Raw genomic sequence first — 19,965 nt, forward strand, 5'->3', positions numbered from 1 at the left:
GTGCCGCCGCCGAGAGTCCATTGTACCGATTAAGTAGACGACCGTGCGGACAGTATGTAAGGGTGTAGATGGACGAACGATCGTGCTGTCAGTTCGCTGTCCGCTGTTCATGTGTCGTGCCGGGTGGAAGGACAAAGGATGGCCGGGCCGTTCCGTTCCATGGTCGACGTGCTGCTGGCGCAGGCGTCGTCGCAGCCCGAGAGGGCCGCCTTCCGCTTCCTGACCGACGGGGACTGCGACGGCGGGACCGAGGAATGGACCTATGGCCGGCTGGCCCGGCGCTCCCGGGCCATCGGCGGCCACCTGCAGGAGCGTGGCCTCGCCGGGTCCCGGGCCGTTCTGCTCTACCCGCCGGGCCTCGAGTTCATCGCCGCCTACCTGGGCTGTCTGTCGGCCGGGGTCGTCGCGGTGCCGGGGCTGCCGCCGCAGGGCCGGTCGCAGAGCCGGCGTGCCCTCGGGCGGATACGGCGCCTGGTCGCCGACGCGGACGCCAAGGTGATCCTGGGCACCGGACAGATCCTCTCCGCGCTCGGCGCCATGGCCGAGCAACTTCCGGAACTCGACTCCGCGTTCCGCATCGCGACGGAGGACATCCCGGACGAGGCCGAGACCTCCTGGCGGGAGTGCGGCATCGCACCGGACTCGGTGGCCTTCCTGCAGTACACCTCGGGCTCCACCTCCGCTCCGCGCGGGGTGATGGTGACCCACCGGAACCTGATGGACAACCAGCGCGTCCTCTCCCGGGGCATGGGGCACACCCCCGAGACGGTCGAGGAGTGGGGCGGCGAGCTCTATGTCAGCTGGCTGCCCGTCTACCACGACCTCGGGCTCATCGCTCCCGTGCTGAACAACCTCTACATGGGCGGGACTTCCACGCTCTTCTCCCCGCTGCACTTCCTTCAGCAGCCCGAGCGCTGGCTGACCGCGGTATCGCGGTACCGGGCGCACACCAGCGGAGGCCCCAACTTCGCGTACGAACTGTGTCTGCGCGAGGCCACCCCCGAGCTCCTCGACCGCCTCGATCTGAGCCGGTGGCGGGTGGCGCTCAACGCGGCCGAGCCCGTGCGGGCCGCGACACTCACGCGGTTCGCCGGCACCTTCGCCGCGGCCGGGTTCCGCCGTGAGGCGCTGCACCCGGGCTACGGGCTCGCCGAGGCGACCCTGATGGTGAGCGGCGGGCCGGTGGGGCGGGTGCCGAGGACGGCCGGGCGGCCCGGGTCCGAAGCTGCCTCGGGCGGTGCGACGGGCGGGGACCTGGTGAGCTGCGGCCCGCCGGGGGCGGGCCTGACGGTGGTCATCGCCGACGGTGAGCGGCAACGGGAGTGCCCCGAGGGCGGGATCGGAGAGATCTGGGTCGCGGGGGAGAGCGTCACGGGCGGCTACTGGCGCAACGCGCGGGCGACGCGAGAGGTGTTCGGGGCCACCCTGAAGGACGGCAGGGAGGGCTTCCTGCGCACCGGTGATCTGGGCTTCATGCGGGACGGGGAGCTGTACGTCACCGGGCGGCTCAAGGACCTGCTGGTGATCGACGGGCGCAATCACTACCCGCAGGACCTGGAGCTCTCGGTGGAGACGGCCCATCCCGCGATCCGGCCGGGCTGCATCGCGGCGTTCTCCGTCGAGGACGGGACGGGCGGCGAACGTCCCGTCGTCGTGGCGGAGACGACGGCGACGACAGGGTCCGGGTGCGCCGAGATCGAAGCGGCGGTTCGCGGCGCCATCGGTGAGGCCCACGGGCTCTCGCTCCGGCAGGCCGTCCTGATCCGTCCCGGCACGATCCCCAAGACGTCCAGCGGGAAGATCCAGCGCAAGGCCTGCAGGGCGGCCTACCTCGACGGAACCCTGGACACCGTCGGTGAGCCGCTGCCGGCCGCCGGTCCGGCCGGCCCGATGTCCTGAGCGGTGTCCGTGAGGTCCCGTCCGGCCCGCGGCGCCGGCCCGCACGGAAGAAGTCCCGAGACCGAGCCTGCGAAGACGGGTGCCCAGATGCCTGCGAACGAGTCCGATGAATCCCCGGCCGGAGCAACGCGGAGGGAACGGTCCGACACCTCGGTGGACAGCGTGTCCGACGCCGCGACCGACACCTCGGCCGACACGGACGTACGTCCCCTCACCGACCCCACGCCCGCGGACGTCGAGGCATGGCTGGCGGAGGCCGTCTCCCGTACGGCCGGCATCGAGCCGGCACAGGTCGGGCTCGACCGGCCCATGGCCGACTTCGGCCTCGGGTCGCGCGAGTTGATGACGCTGGGCGTGCGCCTCGCCCGGGCTCTCGGCCGAACACTGGACCCGACACTCGTCTACGACCACCCCACCATCACGTCGATCGCCCGGGCGGTGTCGCACGCCGGCCCCGGCCTGCCGCCCGCAGCCGGGCCGGCCGCCGCGCGCGAGCCTGCCGGACAGGCGCCCCCGGAGACCGAAGCGGTGGCGGTCGTCTCGATGGCCTGCCGCTTTCCCGGCGCCGAGGATCCGCAGGCACTCTGGCGGCTGCTGGACTCCGGCGTGGACGCCCTCTCGGACGCCCCGGCCGGCCGCTGGGACGCCGAGGCGCTCCACGACCCGGATCCGGAGGCCGCGGGCAAGGCGTACTCACTGCGGGGCGGGTTCCTCGGCGGAATCGACCGCTTCGACGCGGAGTTCTTCGGTATCCCGCCGCAGGAGGCGGCCGCGATGGACCCCCAGCAGCGGCTGCTGCTGCAGACCGCCTGGGAGACGCTCGAACGGGCCGGGATACTGCCCGCGTCCCTGAACGGCAGCTCCACCGGCGTCTACGTCGGCCTCTACGGGAGCGGCTATCTGGGTGCGGCCCGGATGGAACAACTGGACGGGTACGTCGGCACCGGTACGTCGTCCGCCGTGGCCTCCGGCCGGATCGCGTACCAACTCGGCCTCCAGGGGCCTGCCCTCACGGTCGACACCGCCTGCTCCTCCTCGCTGGTGGCCCTGCATCTGGCGGCGCGGGCGCTGCTCGACGACTCGTGCGACCTGGCCCTGGCCGGCGGTGCGACGCTGATGGTCAGCCCGCGTGGCCACGTCGAGTTCAGCCGGCTCGGCGGGCTGTCGGCGTCCGGGCAGTGCCGGCCGTTCGCCCAGGACGCAGACGGCGTCGTGTGGGGCGAGGGCTGCGGCCTGGTGCTGCTGAAGCGGCTCGGCGACGCGCGACGCGACGGCGACCGGGTGCTCGCGGTCATCAGGGGCTCCGCCGTCAACCAGGACGGCCGCAGCCAGGGGCTGAGCGCCCCCAGCGGCCCGGCGCAGGAGCGCGTCGTCCGGGCCGCGCTCGACGCCGCAGGGCTGCTCCCCGGCGACCTGGACTACGTCGAGACGCACGGCACGGGCACCGCGCTGGGCGACCCCATCGAGGGCCGGGCGCTGGCCCGGGTCTTCGGTACCGGCCGCCCCGCGGACCGGCCGCTCCTCATGGGGTCGCTTAAGTCCCACATCGGGCACGCGCAGGCGGCCGCGGGCATCGGCGGCGTCATCAAGGCGGTGCTGTCGCTGGAGCACGAACGGCTGCCGGCCACGCTGCACGCCGAGACCCCGACCGAGCAGATCGACTGGGCGGCCGGCGGCCTCGAACTGTGCGGCGGTCCACGGCCGTGGCCGCGCGGCGCCCGGACCCGCCGCGCGGGGGTCAGCGCCTTCGGGATCAGCGGCACCAACGCCCACGTGATCCTCGAAGAGGCACCGCGGGCCCCGGCCCCGTCCGGCGACGACCCGGACGCCCCGGCCCTGTCCGGCGACGGCCCGCCGGCGCCCGAGCCGTCCGTCGCGCTGTTCCCGCTGTCGGCCCGCACGACGCCCGCGCTGCGCGGACAGGCCGAGCGGCTCCTCGACGCCCTGGCGGCCGATCCGGCACTGCCGTTGCCCGCCCTCGCCCGGACCCTCGCGCACCACCGCACACACTTCGAGCAGCGCGCGGTCGTCGTCGCACGCCGGCGGGAGGAGCTGCTGAGCGGGCTGCGCGCCCTGGCCGCCGGAGAGCCCGCGCCGGAACTGGTCAGCTTGCCCCGGCAAGAGCTCGCCCGGGGCAAGGTGGCCTTCGTCTTCCCCGGTCAGGGCAGCCAGTGGACCGGGATGGCGCGCGATCTGCTCGACCGGAACCCGCTGTTCGCCGACGAGATCGACCGCTGCGACGCGGCGCTGCGCCCCCACACCGGGTGGTCCGTCCTCGCGGTGCTGCGCGGTGACGCCGGGGCGCCGTCCCTGGACCGGGTCGATGTCGTCCAGCCGGCGCTGTTCGCCGTCATGGTGTCGCTCGCGGCGGTGTGGCGGGCCCGGGGGGTACGGCCGGACGCCGTCGTGGGCCACAGCCAGGGCGAGGCCGCCGCGGCCTGCGTCGCCGGAGCGATCGGCCTGAACGACGCGGCGGCCGTGGTGGCGCTGCGCGCCCGGGCCCTGACCTCGCTCGCGGGGACCGGCGGGATGGCCGTGGTGACCCTGCCGCAGGCGGACGTCGAGGCGCGCCTGGCGGAGTGGGACGGACGGCTGTCCGTGGCCGCGGTCAACAGCGGTACGTCGACGGTGGTGGCCGGTGACACGGAGCCGCTGGACGCCCTCCTCGCGGGGCTGGAACGGGAGCGGGTGTTCGTCCGCCGGCTGGCCGTCGACTACGCCTCGCACAGCGCGCAGGTCGAGCCCGTGCGCACGTCCCTCCTCGCCGACCTGGAAGGCATCACCACCCATCCCACGACCGTCGCCTGGTACTCCACGGTTCTGGCCGGACCTGTCCCCGACGAGCCGCTGGAAGCCGACTACTGGTACCGCAACCTGCGCGAGCCCGTCCGTTACGCCCGCACCGTCGCGCGCATGGCGGCCGACGGATACCGCCACTTCGTCGAGCTGAGCCCGCACCCGGCGCTGATCACCGCCACCCGGGCCGTCGTCGAGGAGACCGGACGCGATCTGCTCGCCGTGGGCTCCCTGCTGCGGGACGAGGACGGGCCCGCCTGCCTGGACCGGTCCGCGGCCGAACTGCACGTCGCGGGCGGGGAGATCAACTGGCGGCGCCTGGTGCCGGGCGGAGCGCCGGTGGACGTGCCCACGTACGCATGGGACGCGCGGCGCCACTGGACCGAGGCGGCACCGTCCGGCCCGGCCGGCCGGAGCGGGACGCCACTCGTCGACGTACACGTCGAGTCCAGTGACGAACCGGACCGGCACCTCTTCGACACCGTGGTCGACCTGCGCGACCCGCGGTTCGCCTACCTGGCCGGTCACCAGGTCGCCGGGACGGTCCGGCTGCCCGCTGCCGCCTTCCTGGGAATGGCGCTCGAAGCGGCGTCCTCGCTCCAGGAGACGGCCGAGGTCCAGTTGGCTGACGTCGTGTTCGAGGAGCCGCTCCCGTTGGCGGCCGAGCACCCCGTCCGGCTGCAACTGGTCCTGCGGCCCGCCGACGCACACGGCGTCCGGGGCTTCACCATCGCCTCGCGGCGGACCGGAGACCGGCGGACGCCCTGGGTGCGGCATGCCGCCGGACGGTCCGTCCCCCTGACCGCCGGCGCCGGTTCGGACGCCGGGACGACCCTGTCCGAGCTGCGGGAACACTGCACCGAGCCGGCGGACGTGCCCGGCGCCTATGCCGGTCTGGCAGCTCTCGGGATCGACTACGGGCCGTCCTTCCGCCTCCTGGAGGAGGGATGGAGCGGACGGAACCGGGCGCTGGGCCGGCTGGCGAGGACACCCGGCCCGGGGCATCTGCCGCACCCCGCGCTCCTCGACGCGGCCTTCCACACCGCCGCCCTGGTGGGGGACGCCCCCTCGGGCCGGGCCTTCGTACCGCGCAGGACCGGGCGGCTGCGCTTCACCGGACGGCGTACCGCGCCCGTATGGGCGGCCTGCCGGCTGCGTGCCGTGGACGGGGACACCGTCACGCTGGATCTGCACCTCCTCGACCTGGACGGGCAACCCGTCGTGGAAATAGAGGAGTTCGAGCTGGCCGCGCTGTCCCCGCTGGACGGAGCGCTCTTCGAGGTGTGCTGGCAGCCCCGGACCGCCGCGCAGGAACGGCCGGTCCGCGGAAGCTGGCTGATCCTGGCCGACGAATCGGGCGTGGCGGACGACCTCTCCCGCCGCCTCGGCACGACCCCGCACGTGATCGCCCGTACGGGCGGGACCTACGCCGCCGACGCGCCGGGACGCTACACGGTCGACCCACAGGACCCGCGGCAGCTGACACGGCTGCTCGACGAGGCCTTCGCCGCGGCCCCGCCGGAGCGGGTGGTCCATCTGGCCGGGCTGGACGCCCCGGCGGTCGACTCGGCCGGCACGGCGGCGGAGGCCGCCCGGCTGTGCTGCGTCAGCACCCTGAACCTGGTGCGGGCGCTCGCCGGACGCGGGCACGGCCGGTCCCCGCGCCTCTTCCTGGTGACCCGCGGCAGCCAGGCCGCCTCCGGCAGCGAGGATGTGACCTGCCCTCAGCAGGCGCTCGGCTGGGGATTCGGCACCACGGTGGCCCAGGAGCATCCGGAGCTGGCCACCACGCTGATCGACCTGCCGGCCGACGGGGGCGAGGACGCGCTGTGGGCCCAGCTGTGGCACGCGGACGACGAACGTCTCGTCGCCCTGCGTGAGACCGGCCGGCTCGTGCCGCGGCTGGTGCACACGAGCCCCGACCGGTCGGGCCCGGGAGCGGTCCGGCCCGACGGCACGTATCTGATCACCGGTGGTCTCGGCGGCCTCGGCCGGGTCGTGGCCGGCCGCCTGGTGCGTCAAGGGGCCCGCCGGCTGGCCTTGTTGAGCCGCGGCGCACCCGACGCGGACGCGGCACGGTGGATCGCCGCGCTGCGGCAGGACGGGGTCACCGTCCGGCTCGTCCGGGCCGATGTCGCCGACCGGGAGGGCCTGCGGGCGGCCCTCGACGCGCTGCGCGCGGCCTGCGGTCCGGTCGCCGGTGTCATCCACGCCGCCGGTGTGCTCGACGACGCGACCCTGCCCGGCCTGACTCCGGAGCGCATCGGGCGCGTGCTGGCCCCCAAGGTGCTCGGCACCGCGCTGCTGACCGAGCTGGTGCCCGAAGCGGAGTCGCTGGTCCTGTTCTCGTCGGCCGCCGGCCTGCTCGGCTCGGCCGGGCAGGGCCCGTACTCCGCGGCGAACGCGTTCATGGACGCCTGGGCGCACCATCTCGCGCTCGCCGGCCGGACGGCCCTGAGCCTCGACTGGGGCATCTGGGCGGAGGCCGGCCTGGTCGCCGGATCGGCGACGCGCACGGCCGCGGCCGGCGGGTCGGGGCTCGTCGCCTTCTCCTCGCAGCAGGGCGGCGAGCTCTTCGACCGGGTGCTGCCCACGGCCCGGCGTCAGCTCGTGCCGCTCTCGCTCGACCGGGAGGCGTTCGCCCGCGATCCGGACCTGGCCCGCTCGCGGCCGCTCCTGCACGGCGTTGTCGCGCCTCCCACCGGCCCGCGCGACGCCTCCGGGCTGTTGTTGCTCGGCCAGGTGCGCGCCGCCGGGACGGAGGAGGAGCGGATTGCCGTCCTCGAAGCCCATGTGCGCTCCAGGATCGGCGAGTTGACCGGTCACTCCGCCGTGGACGTCCCGGCCGAAGGCCTGAAGGAACTCGGGCTCGACTCCCTCATGATCGTCCGGTTGCGCAACACGCTGAGCCGTGAGGCCGGTGTCGAACTGTCCGCCTCGGCGGTGTTCTCCGCGGCCGACAGTCACGGTCTCGCCAAGGAGTTGTACGCGGCGCTGGCGGGGCGGGCCGCCTCCCCGGAGCCCGCCGGGCGGACGCCGGCAGGCATCGACCGGGCGGTGCCCGAGGCCGAACTGAAGCCGGTCACCCGTGATGTGGTCCGGCTGCTGCGCGCGGCCCAGCACGGCACCCCGAGCGCGGCGCACTCCATCGGTCTCGCGTTCCGGCTCTCCGGGCCGACCACGCGCCCGCAGCTCACGGACATCCTCACACGCCTCGCGGGACGTCACGCCGCGCTGCGTACCGGCATCGTCAACGGCCGGGGCCCGGAGCGGCAGCTGCGGGTGGAGCGGGCCCCGGACCGTCCCCTGCTGCGATGGTCGGAGCAGGCGCCCGACGAGGACGGGGAAGCCGGGGACCGGCTGAACGAGCTGCTCGCTCCTCCGTTCGACCTGACGGCCGCGCCCCTGTGGCGGTTCGAGCTGATCGATCGCGCCGGCGCCGAGCAGACCCTGCTGATCGGGGCCCACCACGCGGTGAGCGATCTGCAGTCGCTGCTGCTCGTGGCCGCCGAGATCGATGCCGAACTGTCCGGTACGCCGCTCGGCGACGCGGTCTCCAACCGCGATGTCGACCTGCTGCTCGCGGCGCAGCCGGCACCCTCGGACGCATCGCGGTCCGCCGAAGGACCGGACGCTGCGGCGGCCGCCTGGCGGGACGCGTTCACCGGCAGCCGCCGGCTCGACCTGACGCTCACCCGGGCCCGGCCGGATGTGCGCTCGTTCCGGGCGGGCAGCCTGACCCTGGCGATCCCCGAGGGCCTCATGGACCGGGTGGCATCCCGGGCGCGACGGCTCGGGATCACTCCTGCCGCCTTCTGCCTGGGCGCCCTGACGGTGCTCCTCGCCCGCGAGCGGCAGCGGGACCGGTTCGTGCTGGCCGTCCCGGTCGACACCCGCATCCATGCCGACGTGGCCGACGCGGCAGGCGCGGTCGGCTTCTTCGGCGTGCCGGTGCCGTTCCCGGCCGAGGCACTGCCGGGCGAGCGGATCGACGAGGTGCTCCGCCGCACCGACGGCCGCCTCGAACGGGTCCTCGCGAAGGGCGCCATGTTCTCCGACACCCTGCCGGTGCTCGCCGCCCAGGGACTGCACCGGGAGAACGCCCCGATGGTCGAGGTCTACTTCAACTACGTACGGTCCACGGCGGAACTCGGCCGTCTCGAAGTGCTCCCGGCCGGAACCGGCCACTCCGACCTCGACCTCATGATCATCATGATGCCGGACGCCGGCCGGCTCCGCTTCGACCACAACCTGGACATCATCGACGGGGCGGACTGCGCCGAGCTCGCCGCCGGTCTCCTCCGGCTGCTCGACGAGGCGGCCGACGATCCTGCCGCCCCGGCCCGGGCGGCGCTCCCGGCGCCGGCCGCCTTGGCACCCCACCCGGCAGCACCGCCCGGGGCCGGGGACGTCGCCGGGGACCTGGCCGGGAACGCGGCCGGGACCGTGCCCGGGGGCCCGCCGCCGGTGCGGCCCGGCTCGCTCGCCGTCGCGGCCACCTTCGCCCTGGGTGACCTGCCGCTGCTGTGCGAAGCGGCCCTGGCCGACAGCGTGTCCGACGATCCGCGCGCCACCGCGCCCCGGGTCGCCGAGGCGCCTTACCACCATGTGCTGGCAGCCCTCAAGGACCCGTCCGGCGTCTTCACGGAGGCCTCGACCGGGATCGGTGTCGTCCTGCTGCGGGCATCGGACCTGGAACGGTTCGGCCCGGTGGACGACGCGCTGCTCGACGAGCTCCGCACTGAGTACGCGGCGGCCCTGACAGCGCTGTCCGCGCGGACGCGACTGCCGTTGATCGTCGGGTTCCTGCCGTCCGCCCGGCCGGACGACCGCCACGAGCGGTGGCGGCGCGAGGTCGCCTCCCTGCTGTCGGACCTGCCCGGCATCGCGGTCCTGCACCCCGATGACTGGACCCGCCACCATGCCGTCGAGGACCGGTTCGACGACAGGACGGACGAGCTGGCGCACCTGCCGTTCAGCCCCGAGTTCCAGGCAGCCGTGGCCCTCACCGTGGCCGACGTCGCCACCGCGGTCCGTCGTCCACCGCCCAAGGTGATCGCGGTGGACGGTGACGAGACGCTGTGGGGCGGGGTGGCCGGGGAGAGCGGACCGGAGCGCGTGGATCTCGGCGGCGCCCGCGCACTCCTGGCCCGCAGGCTGCTCCAGTGGCGGGCAGCCGGGGTCCTGCTCGTCCTGCTCAGCAACAACGACGAGGACACCGTGCGCGCCGTGCTCGAACGGCCGGACAGCGTGCTGCGAGCGGAGCACTTCAGCGTGCTCGACGCCGGATGGGGCCGCAAGGCAGACCGTCTGGAGGCGGCGGCACAGGCGCTGAACCTCGGTCTCGACAGCTTCCTCTACCTCGACGACAACCCGGCCGAGATCGCCGCCATGCGGTCCGCCCTGCCCGAGGTGCTCTGTGTCCCCTGTCCCGCGGCCGGCGAACTGGAGTCGTTCCTCGCCGAGTTGTGGCCCCTGGTTCCCGCAGCGGCTACGGCGGAGGACGCGTTGCGCGCGGGTTTCTACGAGCAGGAGCGGGCCCGGGACGCCGCCCGGGAGCAAGCGGGCTTCGAGGAGTTCCTCGACCAGCTGGAGCTGGACCTCGACATCCGGCCCCTGGAAGAGCCCGACAGCCTGCGGGCCGCCCAGCTCATCCGTCGTACCAACCAGTTCACCCTGCGCGCGCGGTCGGCGGACGGGGGCGACCTCGGGCGGTGGCAGGAGCAGGGCGAGGTCTGGACCGTCGCCGCCCGCGACCGGTTCGGCGACTACGGCCAGATCGGTCTGCTGGCCCTGCGTCCGGACGGCGACCGGCTGGAGGTCCTGGCCTGGCTGCTCAGCTGCCGGGTGCTGGGCCGCGGAGTGGAGGAGCGGGTGCTCCAGTGGCTGGCCGGCCGCGCCGAGGGGCTCGGCTGCACCACCGTCCGCATGACGGCGGACCGCACCCCGCGCAACGTACCGGCGCGCCGCCTGGTCGCGGCGCTCGGCGGAGGCGACCCGGAAGGCCGCCCGGAGGCCGGGACCACCCCGGAGCGGCTGCGGGCTTTCCGGTCGTGGCGGCAGTGATGACACCAGGCAGTGCACACCTGAGAGGCGCACCATGGGGGAAGTGAACGAGGACGTGCCGCGACGCCGCCCAAGTACCGGGCAGCAGCGGGCCGGTGAGGCGGTCGAAGGGGGCGGAGGCCGGCTGACGGTGTCCGGTCTGCTGGCCAGGGTCCGGCCGGCGACGGCCCCGGCGGTCCCGGCACCGACGGAGGCGGGTCCGGAAACCGGCGGGGACTCGGCGCGGCTTGCCGAGATCATCGCGTCCGAGGCGGCCCGCCTGCTGCCGGGCGGGTCGATGGGGCCCGACACCGACTTCTTCGACGCCGGAGGAACGTCGGTCGACGCGGTGGCGCTCGTCGCCGGCCTGGCCCGGGACTTCGGCCTGGAACTCAGCCTCGACGACGTGTTCGCCGACGCCAGACCGCGCCGCCTCGCCGCACGCGTGCTTCCGGCGGACGGGTCCGCCCCGCAGGCGTCGCCGGCCCCGCCGCACGGGGCCCGAGCCGGGACCGAGACCGGCCCCGGCACCGATGCCGACCTCGAACTGGTCCTGGCCGACCTCGCCCGCGCCGACGGCCTGCCCTGGGCCCGCCGCCCGGAGCCCGCCCCGCCCCGCAAGGTCCTGCTGACCGGGGCGACCGGCTTCCTCGGCGGCCATATGCTCCTCGACCTGCTGCGCCACAGCGACGCGCATGTCTTCTGCCTGGTGCGCGCGACCGACGAGGCCGAAGGCACCGAACGGCTCGGCGCGGCGCTCAAGCGGTTCCACCTGCCCTGGTCCGGTGAGATCCGCCGACGGGTGACGGTCCTGCCGGGCGACCTGCGCCTGCCGCGCCTCGGTCTGGCGGACGAACGCTGGGAGGAGCTGGCCGGGGAACTGGACTCCGTCGTGAGCGTGGCCGCGGCGGTCGACTTCCTGCGCGGCTATCCGTCGTTGCGGCAGAGCAATGTGATCGGGCCGCTGACGCTCGCGGAACTGGCGGCCACCGGACGGCCGAAGCCGCTGCACCACATCTCCTCGATCGCGGTCTTCAACGAGATCGGCATCGAGTCCATGGGCGAGGACGACCCCGTCGCGCACATCGACGGCCTGGTCGCCGGGTACGACAAGTCGAAGTGGGCCGCGGAGGCCGCGCTCCGGCGGGCCCGCGAACACGGTCTGGTGGTCACACTCCTGCGGCCGGGTGGCATCGGCGGGCACACCAGGACGGGGGCCAGTAACCCCCAGGACCTCAGCAGCGGCATGATGTCGGTGTTCAGCCGGTTCCGTACGGTGCCCGCGTTCCGCCATCTCAACGCCGCGCCGGTGGACTGGGTGAGCCGGGTGGCGGTGGCCACGATCTGCGAGCCCGACGCCTGGGGCTACAACTACCACCTCAGCGGCACGCCGAACTCCCTGCCGGACGTGGTCCATGACATGAAGCTCGGCGGCATGAACGTGCGCGTCCAGGACTGGGACGCATGGCGGCTCGACGTCCTGGCCCGGCTGCGGGACGAGCCGATCACCGAACTCGACTTCCTGGCACGGGTGCTGGCGAGTCCCACCGCCGTGAAACTGTGCGAGGCGACCCTGATGGGGCCGGCGGCCACCGGTGAGCGCACCGACGCGTTCGTCGCCGCGCGGAACCTGCCCGCCTCGACCCGGTACGGCATGCAGGAGCAGCTGAAGACCTTCGAACGGCTGGCCGGGGACGGCCTCGCCCGGCTCCCGCAACGTACCGACCAGCCCTATCTGTGGTTCCCCGAGACGATGCGGGGCAGTCTGGGCCCGGCCGGCGGCCCCGCGGACACCCCGTGCGCCGCGGCGTTCACCCTGTCCATCGTGAGCATGTACCAACTGGTCAAGGAGCGCCGGGTGGACGTCCGGGGCGAGCTCTCCTGCTCCCTCCTGCACCCCGAACCCCTCGTGGTCGAGCAGGGCGATCTGTGGGTCCGTCCCGAGGAAGGCATCCCGCTGGAGCACGGTGTGCACCATCCGCTGCTCCGCTACCGGTTGCGGCTGCGTGACGCCGAGGGCGGGGTGTGGTGGCTGGAGGGCAGGAAGTCCGCCCACGCGCGACGTGACCTGTGGCGCCAGACGCGCGCGTTGACGATCGAGCTCGGGCGCGAGGACGGACCGGCGACGCTGGAGGGCGAGATCGTCGTGCCCTCCGACAGTTACGTACGGGACCAGGTCGACGGCATCCGGGTCGATCCACGCCTGTCCAGCCAGGAGAAGCGGCTCGCCAAGCTGAGCTGGCTCGCCTGGTTCGGCCTGGAGATCGGACGCGGCCTGCTCGGCCCGTTCGCCCGGGTCGGCGCGGACCTCCTCGACCTACGCCGGCACCCGACCCTCACGGAGCGCAAGCGATGATCCTCCGGCCCCTGTACACACGGCTCGACGAGACCGTCGTCGAGGAGATCCCCTTCCGGGCGGGCGACGGCACCCGGCTGGGGCTCACCCGGATCGGGACCGGCCGCGGGGACCGGCCCGCGGTGCTGCTCCTGCACGGCCACACGGCCTCGTCGGACATGTTCCTGCAACCGGAGACCCGCAATCTCGTCGACGTGCTCCTCGACGAGGGGTACGAGCCGTGGCTGCTCGACTGGCGCGGCAGCTGCCGGCTGCCGTACAACGAGACCGGCCGCCGCTACACCTACGACGACGTCGCGCTGTACGACATCCCCGCCGCGGTCACGCACATACGCCGGCGGATCGGCGACCGGCCGCTGTTCGCCGTGGCGCACTGCATCGGCGCGCTCTCGCTGTCGATGAGCATGACCGCGGGGCTGGTGCCGGGCCTCGCGGGCGTGGTCGCGCAGGGGGTGTTCCTGACGCCCAAGCTGGCGGCCCGGACCTCGCTGAAGATGACGATGGCCGGCGAACTCTTCCGGTCCCGCTTCGACCACATCCCGGTGGACTTCCGCAAGGTCGGATTCTGGTCGCGCTACACCCCGCTGTTCGCCCTGGCGTCGAAGGGGGCGAGCTGCCCCGATCCCACCTGCCAGATCCTGTCCAACTCGGCCTGGTGTGTGGGTGCTTCACTGTTCGTGCACGAGAACCTGTCGGACGCCACCCATGAACGCCTGGCGCAGCTCCTCGGCCCGGCACCGCTCTGGATCCTGCCGCATCTGCGGCGGGTCGCGCTGGCCCGCAGCGTGGTGCGCTGGAATCAGGGCGACGACCGGTACCGGGCGCTGCCCGAGAACGCCCTGGATCAGGCCGGCCGGATCGACTGCCCCGTGCTGCTGGTCTCCGGCAGCGAGAACGGCATGTGGCTGGACTCCCAGAAGCTCTGCCACGAGGTGCTCGCCGCCCGGCAGCCGCAACTGGACGTGCGGTACGAGGAGATCCCGGGCTACGGCCACTTCGACACGTTCGTCGGCCGGGGCGCCGCACTGGACGTGTTCGGGCACATCCTGGAGTTCCTCGACGCGCACGTCTGACGGTGCGCGAGGGCCGGGGCGGCCGTGCGGGCGGCGGCGTCAGGCGCCGGCCCGCACGGCCGCGATCACTGGGTCGCGGCCGCTTCGCTGTCCGCGTCCGCTTCGGTGGCCGTGTCCGTGGAACGGTCCGGCCCGTGCTCGACGAAGTCCAGGACGGTGCGCACGACGTCCGGATCGCCCAGGATCCGGCGGTGCCCGAGTCCGCTCGTGATGATCAGCCGCGCCTGACCGCCGAACGCGGCGGCGAGCCGGCGCCCCTGCTTCACGCTGATCCTCGTGTCGTCCTCGTCATGGATGACCAGGAGCGGGGGCTCCAGGTCCGCCACCGTGTTCACGGCGGAGAACGGCGTCAGCTCGGCCGGCATGCCGGGGAAGAGGTTCTTCGCGACGCGCTGGTGGAGCTGCGCCTTCAGCGGCCGGCGCAGCTTGAGGGCGGAGGAGAACTCCTCGATCAGATAGTCGTAGTCGCAGACTCCGCTGATGGTGACGACCCTCTTCGCCGTCACCCCGCCCTGCAGGGCGAAGAACGAGCCCAGGGCGCCCAGCGAGTGGGCGACCACGGCCTCGAACTCGCCGTACTCGTTCTGGAGTCCGGTGATGATGTCGCGGTACTCGAGGATCGTGGTGCTGCGGCCGGTGGCGTCGCCGTGGCCGGGCGCGTCGAAGGTGATGACGCTGTAGCCGCGGTCGAGGAGGCCGGGGACGAAGTCCGCGAGGCGCGAGCCGCGCGACTGCCAGCCGTGCACCAGGAGGACGGGCCGTTCGCCGTTGCCCCAGCGGTAGGTCACCGCGAGTTTGCCGTTGACCTTCAGCCGCCTGATGTCCGCCTTGCCGAACAGCTCCCGTTCCGAGTTCCGCATTCTGCTCCGGGCCAGTGGCATGTGGAACAGGGTGTAGGTCCCCGCCCCGGCGAGTCCGCCCGAGACCCGGGACACGGTGTTGAGCGCGGCGCTGGCGAGTGTCTCGGTGTGGACCATGCCCAGTACTCCTCGATAGGTATCCGGAGCATGATAAGTTAGCACGAACGACCGTGCTTTTATAGCTGGGAAGTCCGGTGGGGGGAAGTCCGCAGCCCCGCTCTCACGAGGAGAACACCATGTCGGCCACCCTCTGGTTCACACCGTGGAAGCCCGGTCCCGCGGCGGACGTCGCGCCCGGAGGGAGCGACGGGAGCGCGGACGGTGCGGCCGTCGTCAGCGTCACCGAGTTCATCCCGCACCGGCCGTTGACCGCGGTCGGCGTCACCGTCGAGGGGATCGCCCTGCGGCGGATCTGGCAGGACCTGGAGGGTGCGGTCGGCCTGTGGCTGTGGGTGGATCCCGATCCGTTCCGGCCGAGGTCGGGTTCGGTCTCCGTGTGGCGTACGGAGCCGGATCTGCGGGCCTTCGTGGCCCGCCGCGACCACATGAGGATCGTGCGCTCCTACCGCGACCGGGGCAGCATGCGCGCGACCACCTGGCAGACCGACGGCTTCGACATGGACGCCACCCAGGAAGCCGCCCGGGCCCTGCTCTCCGGCCGGTCCGCGTGGCCCGCCTGACACCTGGGCCCGGCGTCCCGCGCGCCCGCTCGGTGCGATCAGGGCGCGGTCGTCAGGGTGGCGGCCTCCCAGCCGAATCCGTCCGGGTCGGTGAAGGCGCCGGAGTCGCCCACGAGGGCCAGGCGGTGCGAGCCCGTGCCGTCGACGGGGACGCCGACGTCCTTGGCCAGGGCGCGGCGCCCGTACAGAGCCAGCTTGACGGGGCTGTCCTGGGTGTCGAACTCCACGTACTTGCTGCCGAAGCTCTTGGCCACGGCGAGGCCGCGCCCGACGTAGAAACGCTTGGTCGCGGTCACGCTGTCGACGCCCAGCAGGAGGACCAGTTGGTCGATCCGTCCGGTGGCCGGGGCGGTGTCCTTCTTCGCGGTGGTCGCGATCTTCCAGATCGTTCCGTCCGGGGCTTGGACGACGCCGCCGTAGCCCCAGAAGGACTTCGAGGCGGGCTTCAGCGCCGTGGCGCCGGCGTTGAGGGCGGCGTCGACGAGGCCCCGGACGTCGGCCGGCTGGGAGACCGTGAGCGACAGCGAGAATCCGCGGAATCCGGTGGTGGGCGCGTCCGAGGCGCGCAGGCCCACCCGGGTGTCCAGGCCGAGGGCGGTGTAGAAGCGGTGGGCGGCGGCGGTGTCGGCCACCTCAAGGGTGAGGGCTTCGATGAAGGTCATGTGCTTCACGCTAAGTGCGGCTCCGGCACCGGTGCTTCTCGATTCCTGACCGGTTGGCCGCCGGCCTCGCGGGCACCGCGTACGGCCCCCGGGCGTCAGCCGGTGACGGTGAAGGAAAACGATGTCAGCGTCCGCTCGCTGTGTGCCTCGAACATCTGGGCGCGCGCCTCGTTGCGCGGCTTTCGGCCTTGGCCGCCCCGGGGCATTTTCGCACTTTTCGGGTACAGAGACGGCTGACCTCGACGCGGCGCCCGTCGGGTGCCGGGCGGCGGGGTACGGAGGGCGTCCTTGACGGGTTGTGAGGGCGGGCCTAAGGGCTGTCCCGCAATTCCTGGCGGGCGCACGACGACAGCTACGGCACCTCTCCCCCGTAGCCTCAACGGCACGGGGGGACCCCCTCCGTTGTCGAAACGCCCGAATACATCCAGTATGCGGGCGCCTCTCCGCCTTGCGATGCACCGCATCTGACGCCGCGCGCTGATCCACCAGGAATTGCGGGACAGCCCTTAGCGTCGCCAAGATCGTGAGCATGCGCCCAGAAAGGCCGTTCGTGCCCCATCCCGGTCGGACCCCGGTCACACCTCCCTCGCCCGCCTCACCTCCCTCGCCCGCCGAATCCGAGTCCGTGGCCGCGGCCACGGCAGCGGCCCGTGTGCACGCCGCGCTGGCCGGTCCCGGCGGTCCGTTCGCCGTGGTGCGGGCCGAGGACGGACCGCAGGCCGGGTCACTGATGTACGCGGACGGGCCCAGGACGCTCCGTGAGTTCGTGGAGACCACGTGGGCCTTCGGGGACCGGCCGTTCCTGATCGCGGGGACCGCGGGGGAACGCGGCTACGCGTACGGGGAGTTCTTCGCCGCGGCGTCCGCGCTGGCGTGCCGGCTGAGCGATACGTACGGGCTCCGTCCGGGCGACCGGGCCGTGGTGGCGATGCGCAGCCGCCCGGAGTGGCAGATCGCTTTCTGGGCCGCCCAGTTGGCCGGGCTGGTCGCCGTTCCGCTGGACCCGCGGTGGACGGAGGCCGAGTTCACGTACGCGCTCGACGACTCCGGGCCCCGGGTGCTGCTGGTCGACGGCGAACGCCTGCCGCCGGTCGCGGACTGGGCGCGGAAGGCCGGGGCGCGCGTGATCGTCTTCCACGGCGAGGACCACCTCCGCGCTCAGGAGGACCGCGTCGAGCGGTACGAGGACCTGCCGGCGCCCGATCCGCTCGCCGCGCCGCCCGACGTCGAGGTCCGGCCCGAGGACGACGCGACGATCCTCTACGCCCCGGGCGCCACCGGCAGGCTCCAGGGGGTCGTCGCCACCCAGCTCGCCCGGGCGGGCGCCGCGCGCGACCCGCGGTTCCACGCGGCGGCCTCCGCGCTCGGCCGGGGAGGCATCCCGGGGCTGGAGCCCGCGCCCGTCACGCTGCTGACGTTCCCGTTCTTCCACGTCGCCGCGCTCAGCGGCCTCTGTGCCGCGATGTCGGCAGGAGGCGCCGTCGTCCTGATGGGCGAGTGGGACCCGGAGGAGGCGCTGCGGCTGATCCGGGAACACGGCGTCACGAGCTACGCCGGGACGCCGGAAACCGCCCTTGACCTGCTCGCCGAGGCCGACCGGACGGGAGACCGGCCGGAGAGCCTCCGGATGCTCGACACCGGCGGGTCCGCGCCGCCGCACGCCCTGGTCGCGCGGCTGGCCGCCCGCTGCGGGGAGCGGATCGAGCCGTACAGCGGGTACGGGCCGGCCGAGACCGGCGGCGCGGTCCTGGCGAACACCGGCGCCGAGTACCGGCTCCATCCGGGCAGCGCGGGGCGGCCGGCGCCGAGCACCGAGGTGCGGATCACCGGTCCGGCGGGCGAGGCGCTGCCCGAGGGGGAGGCCGGCGAGCTGTGGCTCCGTGGCCAGGCGCTGGCCCGTGGGTACTGGCAGGACGAGGAGGCCACGGCGCAGGCGTTCACCGGCGGCTGGTTCCGTACCGGCGACCTGGCGGTGATCCGTGACGGGCGGGTCGACGTCGTCGGCCGGAAGGCAGGGGGAGCAGAGAGCGCAGAGGAGGCCGAGACGGCGGGGGAGACGCTCAGAGGCGAGTGATGCGTACCCGGTAGTCGCCCTGGGAGTCCTTGTCGAGCACCGAGATGCTGATCCCGTTGGCCCGGTCGGTGAAGGACTGGCCGGGCTGGAACGGGGCGTCGGAGAGTTCGGCGTGGACGTTGGGCAGCCGGGTGCAGCCGCTGCTGTCCTTCGTGCTGTCCGTGACCGACACGGGCCCCTGGCCGGTGTCGACGTCCGAGCTCACCTTGTAGATCAGCACGCCGGGCCGGCACACCTCCTGGTCGTTGCCGGCCTGGGTCCGCACCTCCACCGCGTAGCCGGACTCCGCGGTCAGCGGTACGAACGCCAGCTTGGTGCCGCCGTGGGTGGCCAGCGGCTCCAGGACGTGGTCGCTGGTGCCGGTCCGGGAGGCGCAGCTGATCTGGTTGTTGTCCAGCCAGCCGAGCTTCCACTTGTGCCAGCCCAGCAGGTCGTTGTTGGCGCCCCAGTCCTCGGACATGATGTCCCAGTGACCGACCGAGCCGCCGCCCTCCATCGTGTAGAGGTCGGGCAGGCCGAACACATGGCCGTTCTCGTGCGGCAGGACGCGGTAGCCGGTCTGGGGGTACGAGCCCGAGCCGTCGTCCTGGCGGCTGTAGACGAAGGACGTGTTGGAGAGCGGGACGCCGTCCGCGTACGGGGCGTCGTCGTTGCCGGAGAAGGTCACGGACAGCACCGTGTCCAGGGCCGAGGGGCCGGCGTTCGGCGTGACCAGGATGTTGACCAGGTCGTATGCGGTGAAGTCCACCTTCGGGTCGGCGGCGGCGACGATGTCCTGGACGAGGTGGCGGTAGCCCGGCTCGTACGGTGACCCGCGCTCGATTCCGTACTCCGCGAACGGCAGCGGCATCCGCAGCCAGGTCTTCACCGGCGCTTCGGGTACGTAGGTGAGCCGCCCGTAGGAGCTGGTGCGGAACCAGTCCGTGGTCTGCGGGAAGAACTCCGCGAGCCGGTCCATGGCCGGCTCCTTCCCTTGCGCGTCGGGGAAGTCGATCATCAGGTTGAGCGCGTGGACCTGGCCGGTGGAACGGGCGTAGCCCGGCTGCGTGGGCATGCCCTCCGACATCTGCACCCCCATGGTCGCCGATATCCGGCACGGGCCGAGACCCGCCGCCTGGCTGGTGGTCATCGGACCGGCGGAGGCCCGGCTGGGCAGGGGGAGGGTGCTGCTCGCCGAGGCGAGGGAGGCGATGACCAGGGCTGTTGCCGCGCCGAGTGCGACCGGGTGGCGGTGCTTGCGTATCCGGTGGCGGGGCTGCTGCATAGAGGCGCCTTCGGGTCCGCGGCAGCCGGCCGACCCTGACTGCGCTCTGTCGATCAGCATTGGCCGGGCGATGCGGGGCCGCGCGTTGGGTGCGCCGATCGGTTGGTTTTTCCCTGTTCGAGGCGTGTGGCACAGGTCACATCGGCCCGGGAAATAACCGGGGATCGTTTCCCCGTTTGCACCGGTGTCCCCGCGAAACGGGGAGGCGGTCCCCGGTTACACGGAGGGGTCGCCGGAGTTACGAACACCGGAAGAG

The 19,965-nt window shown here is 73.3% G+C and carries 9 protein-coding genes; 6 read left to right on the forward strand and 3 right to left on the reverse strand.

Annotation, left to right across the window (positions count from 1 at the left end):
- The first annotated feature begins 138 nt into the window (after positions 1-138).
- The 4 genes from OG959_RS22575 (at position 139) to OG959_RS22590 (ending at position 14,169) form a co-directional block, all read left to right on the forward strand.
- Positions 139-1,899 (forward strand): fatty acyl-AMP ligase, encoded by a 1,761-nt coding sequence (locus tag OG959_RS22575; protein ID WP_326661116.1) that lies wholly within the window; start codon positions 139-141, stop codon positions 1,897-1,899.
- Between the two features lie 87 nt (positions 1,900-1,986).
- The gene (locus tag OG959_RS22580; protein WP_326661117.1) at positions 1,987-10,761 is read left to right on the forward strand and encodes an HAD-IIIC family phosphatase; all 8,775 of its coding nucleotides are present in this window, start codon (positions 1,987-1,989) and stop codon (positions 10,759-10,761) included.
- 34 nt (positions 10,762-10,795) lie between these two features.
- Positions 10,796-13,096, forward strand: a complete 2,301-nt coding sequence (locus tag OG959_RS22585; RefSeq protein ID WP_326661119.1) for a thioester reductase domain-containing protein — start codon at positions 10,796-10,798, stop codon at positions 13,094-13,096.
- A complete protein-coding gene (locus OG959_RS22590; protein ID WP_326661120.1) occupies positions 13,093-14,169 on the forward strand; it encodes an alpha/beta hydrolase in 1,077 nt (358 codons plus the stop codon). The genes OG959_RS22585 and OG959_RS22590 overlap by 4 nt, the downstream gene beginning before the upstream one ends.
- Before the next feature lie 65 nt (positions 14,170-14,234).
- Here the strand turns inward: OG959_RS22590 and OG959_RS22595 are convergent, their stop codons facing one another.
- The gene (locus OG959_RS22595; protein WP_326661122.1) at positions 14,235-15,146 is read right to left on the reverse strand and encodes an alpha/beta hydrolase family protein; all 912 of its coding nucleotides are present in this window, start codon (positions 15,144-15,146) and stop codon (positions 14,235-14,237) included.
- Positions 15,147-15,265: 119 nt separating this feature from the next.
- Between OG959_RS22595 and OG959_RS22600 the strand changes: the two genes are divergently transcribed.
- Positions 15,266-15,709 (forward strand): hypothetical protein, encoded by a 444-nt coding sequence (locus tag OG959_RS22600; protein ID WP_326661124.1) that lies wholly within the window; start codon positions 15,266-15,268, stop codon positions 15,707-15,709.
- 38 nt (positions 15,710-15,747) lie between these two features.
- Here the strand turns inward: OG959_RS22600 and OG959_RS22605 are convergent, their stop codons facing one another.
- A complete protein-coding gene (locus tag OG959_RS22605; RefSeq protein ID WP_326661126.1) occupies positions 15,748-16,371 on the reverse strand; it encodes a glyoxalase in 624 nt (207 codons plus the stop codon).
- A 529-nt stretch (positions 16,372-16,900) separates the two neighbouring features.
- Here OG959_RS22605 and OG959_RS22610 point away from each other — a divergent pair.
- Positions 16,901-18,445: a class I adenylate-forming enzyme family protein gene (locus OG959_RS22610; RefSeq protein WP_326661128.1), complete on the forward strand. Its 1,545-nt coding sequence runs from the start codon at positions 16,901-16,903 to the stop codon at positions 18,443-18,445.
- Here OG959_RS22610 and OG959_RS22615 read toward each other — a convergent pair.
- Positions 18,432-19,709 (reverse strand): M6 family metalloprotease domain-containing protein, encoded by a 1,278-nt coding sequence (locus OG959_RS22615; protein ID WP_326661129.1) that lies wholly within the window; start codon positions 19,707-19,709, stop codon positions 18,432-18,434. The genes OG959_RS22610 and OG959_RS22615 overlap by 14 nt on opposite strands.
- Positions 19,710-19,965 lie beyond the last annotated feature (256 nt).

The organism is Streptomyces sp. NBC_00385 (assembly GCF_035917155.1).
GTDB lineage: Bacteria > Actinomycetota > Actinomycetes > Streptomycetales > Streptomycetaceae > Streptomyces > Streptomyces poriferorum.